Consider the following 3,957-nt stretch of genomic DNA (forward strand, 5'->3'; position numbering starts at 1 on the left):
GTTCTGCCCCCAGCCCACCTTCGCCGTCACCGCGACCTTGGGCGACACGAGGCCCGCCACGCCGATCAACGTGCGCAGCAGCGTGGCGTTGGGGCCCCCGTCGTTGAAGTAGCGGCGCACGTCCACGCCGGTGTCGAGCACCAGCGCCGTCTTCGGCAGGAAGCGCCAGCGGCTCTCCAGGCCCAGGTGCAGGTTGCCGTAGTTGAAGCGGTCCGCGCCGACGGGGTCGCACACGCCTTCGCCGCAGTCCGCCGGCGCCGAAGCGCCCAGCGGCTCGAAGAACTCCACCGCGTAGGCCACGCCCGGAGTCACCTCCACCGCGCCACCACCCGGCCGCCACGGAGCCTTCACCTTGGCCTCGTTGTAGAGGCTGAGGATGCCCGCGCCGATGGCCGCCGTGCGCGTCCGGTCCGAGCGCGTGAACTGGTCTGACAGCTCCAGTGACAGCGGCGCCTCCGGGTTGATGCGCGCCAGCAGGTCCGCGGCGCCCTCCATGTGCGAGGCCGCGTTCGAGCCCTGCGTCATCAGGCCCGTGAAGAGCACGTAGTCCAGGTTGGCGTTGAGGTTGAACGCCAGCCGGGGAGAGGGGATGTCCAGCCGGAAGCCCGGCCGGAAGTGCATCGCCAGCTCACCCGACAGGTCCGGCGACACGCCACCGGGGAACTCCTGGCCCTCGCGGCCGAAGTAGCCCACGCCGCTGTCCAGCCGCGTCTCCAACTCGAAGTACGGATGCAGCCGGCCGTTGCCGACCTTGAAGCCGTTGCCACCCGTGGGCGGCGCGGAGATGCCGTCCTGAGCCATGGCCACGGTGACAGGCGCCATCAGCGCCAGCCCGCAGACCGTGCCCCAGAATGTCCCTCTCAGCGTCATGGCTCGCAGTGGCTTCCCAGGGAGAGGGCGTACTCACTCCCACCTTTCATGCGGACGGCCTGGGGCGTCATAGCACGCGCGATTTCAGGGGCCGAAGAATTGTTCGACACGGGACTTGGACTCGCCCGGAGGGCCGGAGGGCGCACGGGACTAGTTGATGGGGCTCGCGGGAGGCGGGCGCACGAGGATGTCGTCGGGAGGAGGCGGGCGCGTGGGGTCACCGCCAGGCAGGTTCTCCGGCTCCTCCACCTCGATGAAGAGGTTCTCGTCGGTGCGGAAGGCGAGCTGACCGATGCACTCCTCGGCCTCCGAGCGCAGCTGGCCGACCTTCTGCCGGGCGATCATCACCTTGGTGTATTCGTGCTCGCTGGTGGAGACCTCGCGCCGGGTGAGGGACTCCTGGAGCGACACGTCCGCCTGCTCGGAGATGCGCAGCAGGCCCTTGATTTGCGTGAGCTTCTCGTTGGCGCAGTTGAGCTTCACCACGTCCTTGGTGCGGCGCGCTTCTTCCACCTTGCCGAGCACCTGGCGAAGCACGTCTCGCATGACACTCAAGGCCTGGGTGCTGCGCTCCAGCTTCTGCGAGTCAGGCACTTCACTCGCCTTCTCCAGCGTGGTGGTGGCGGCGGGTGACCGGGGCGAGGGCACCGGTCCCTGCGCGACGGCCACGCCCGTGGCGACGATCACAGCGACCATTCCGACAGTGCGCATACGCCTCTCGGCTCTCCCGGCCCTTCCCATTGCAACAAAGCGTAGAAGGCGGGGGGTGGGGTGTCAACGCGACGAACCCCCAGTTATTCAGTGGTTACTGGAGAGGCGGGCATTGGCCTCACGCAGTCGAGCAGCCAGGCTTCGGGCGATATTGACGACGACGAAGGTGAAGCCCTCGGCGTACTCGTTGCGGAAGGCGCGCAAGTCCCCAGCGGTGAGCTGGAGCAGGTGGGCCTGCGTTCGCGCGCGCACGGTGGCGGAGCGGTAGTCCTTGTCGATGAGGCCCATCTCCCCGAAGAACTCGGGAGGTGACAGCACGGCCAGGGTGCGCGGCAACCCATCCGTGCCGTTCCGGGCCACTTCCACCTGGCCTTCGACGACGAGGAAGAGGCTGTCGCCCAAATCCCCTTCATGGAAGATGACCTCGCCGGGGACGCAGTGGCGCGTCCGGGCCAGCTCCGCCAGACGGTCCAGCTCCACGGGAGAGAGCATCTCGAACAGCGGTGAGGCGGCGATGACGGCCAGCTTCTCCATGGTCCCCTCGGAGCCCGCGCTGGGTACACCGGCGCCGGAGCCTACCCCGTCGGCGAGAAGACGAAGGGGTAGGAAACGGTGGCGGCGGACTCGGGTTTGAACGGGAACACCCAGCCGCGAATGGCGGCGCGGATGCAACTGGCCACCGCCTCGCTGCCGAGGGTGTTCTCGTCGATTTCGAAGTCCCCCACTCGGCCGGACGGGGTGATGGAGAAGCGCACCACCACCTTGCCCTTGAGGTTGGGGTTTCGCTTGAGCTCCTTCTCGTAGCAGCTCTGGATGGCGCCCTTGCGCGCGCGGACGTAGCGGGCGAGCGCGTCGCGGTCCACGTCGGAGCTGTCGACGTCCGGCGTCGCGTCCTGCACGCGGCCCTTCACTTCGACTTCCTTCTTCGTGCCCAGGTCCACCTTGCCGCCGCCCTGGGTGCCCAGCTCGCCGATGCCCGTCACGGTGCCGGTGCCACCGCCACGCGGGCCGGTACCCTTGCCGACGGAGGCCTCGTTGGCCACGCCCACGCCGCCGGCGCCCTGGAGCGCGGCGACGATGTCGCTGCCACCGCTGGCGCTGCCCAGCACGTCCTGGAACGCGCCGGTGCCGGAGCCCTTGGAGCCGAGCATCTTCAACAGGCCCTTGTCGGAGACCTTCTTCACCATCTCCGCGTGGCGCTCGGCGGCGGCGGCCGCGGGCTTCTCCGACGCGGGCTTGTCCGCGCCGTCCTTCGGCTCGGGGGGCTTGACGTCTTCCTTCGGCGTCTCGGCGGGGCCCGGCGCGGCGGGCTTCGCGGTCTCGATGGGGCGCTGGGGGATGATGGCGCGCACGAAGCGGTCATCGAGCTGATCCAACGCCAGCTCCTGCTCCTTGGGGGCCTCCGCGGAGAGGATGATGGCGGCGCCGGAGAAGTGGACGAGCAGCGAGGCGGCGAGGATGCCGAAGAAGACGCGGTCCATCGTCTTCCAGCGGCTGACGCGGATGTCCGAGGGCATCAGCGGACGCGCTTCCTCGGCCTTGGGCGCGACGAACTGGAAGAAGAGGGTGGCGTCGCCCAGCTCCACCTTGCCGCGCGCGGTCTCCTGGAGGGGGAGGACGTAGAGGTCACCCCGGCGCGAGGCGAGCCCCTGGGAGCGCAGGGCGTCGAAGTCCACGTCGGAGGAGCCGAGGTTGACGCGGCCCTTCATGAACTCGTTGATGACGAGCAGGAACTGGTGGCCCTGGTTCTCGAACACGCTGAAGCGCGCGGGCCTGTCGTCCGAGGCGGGCAGGACGATGGTGTTGCGCGCGTCATGGCCGATGGTGACGCTCTCGCGCCGGACGTGGTGCTCTTCGACAATCTGGCCGTTCTGGATGAGGCCGACGCGGAGCAGCTTGGAAGGTGACGGGGCGGCCATGGCCTAGAAGGGCTCCTGCTCGACGCTCTTCTCGACCTTGGGCACGAAGCTCTCCGTGCGGTTGAGGTCGTCGAAGCTCAGGTTGGAGCGGGGGAGGATGTAGAAAGCCTGGGGCTTCTGGATGCGGCCCTCGACGGTGAGCGCGTCCAGGCGGATGACCTTGCGAGGCGCCTTCTTCGCGGGCGCCGCTTCGCTGCTCGACGTGGCCCCGCCAGTGCCGGGCGCGGCGGACTTGCCAGCGTCCTGCGCGAGCACGGGCGCGGTGGTGAGGAGCACGAAGAGGGCGAAGGTGGCGCGCATGGCGATCCTAGTTCTTGTCGGTGGCCAGCTTACCCGAGCCGCTCTTCGAGGGCGCGGTGCCGGAAGCGGGCTCGGGCTGGGACACCGGCGCGGGGGGCGGAGTTCCCTCCGAGGGTGCTCCGACGTGCGCGGAAGGTGCTGGGGTGGGGGCCGGCGG

Annotated in this window: 5 protein-coding genes; all 5 read right to left on the reverse strand. The window is 69.3% G+C overall.

Annotated elements, in window-relative coordinates; genetic code table 11:
- On the reverse strand, positions 1-870 hold an 870-nt coding region (locus HR086_RS45305; RefSeq protein WP_174468759.1), incomplete at its 3' end, for a hypothetical protein.
- 150 nt (positions 871-1,020) lie between these two features.
- Complete coding sequence (locus HR086_RS45310; RefSeq protein WP_174458515.1) at positions 1,021-1,581, reverse strand: hypothetical protein; 561 nt, start codon at positions 1,579-1,581, stop codon at positions 1,021-1,023.
- An 87-nt stretch (positions 1,582-1,668) separates the two neighbouring features.
- The gene (locus tag HR086_RS45315; protein ID WP_174468760.1) at positions 1,669-2,115 is read right to left on the reverse strand and encodes a cyclic nucleotide-binding domain-containing protein; all 447 of its coding nucleotides are present in this window, start codon (positions 2,113-2,115) and stop codon (positions 1,669-1,671) included.
- A 41-nt stretch (positions 2,116-2,156) separates the two neighbouring features.
- Positions 2,157-3,500: an AgmX/PglI C-terminal domain-containing protein gene (locus tag HR086_RS45320; RefSeq protein WP_174468761.1), complete on the reverse strand. Its 1,344-nt coding sequence runs from the start codon at positions 3,498-3,500 to the stop codon at positions 2,157-2,159.
- 3 nt (positions 3,501-3,503) lie between these two features.
- A complete protein-coding gene (locus HR086_RS45325; RefSeq protein WP_141648182.1) occupies positions 3,504-3,800 on the reverse strand; it encodes a hypothetical protein in 297 nt (98 codons plus the stop codon).
- Between the last annotated feature and the right edge of the window lie 157 nt (positions 3,801-3,957).

The sequence above is a fragment of the Myxococcus sp. CA039A genome (assembly GCF_013336645.1).
Lineage (GTDB): Bacteria > Myxococcota > Myxococcia > Myxococcales > Myxococcaceae > Myxococcus > Myxococcus llanfairpwllgwyngyllgogerychwyrndrobwllllantysiliogogogochensis.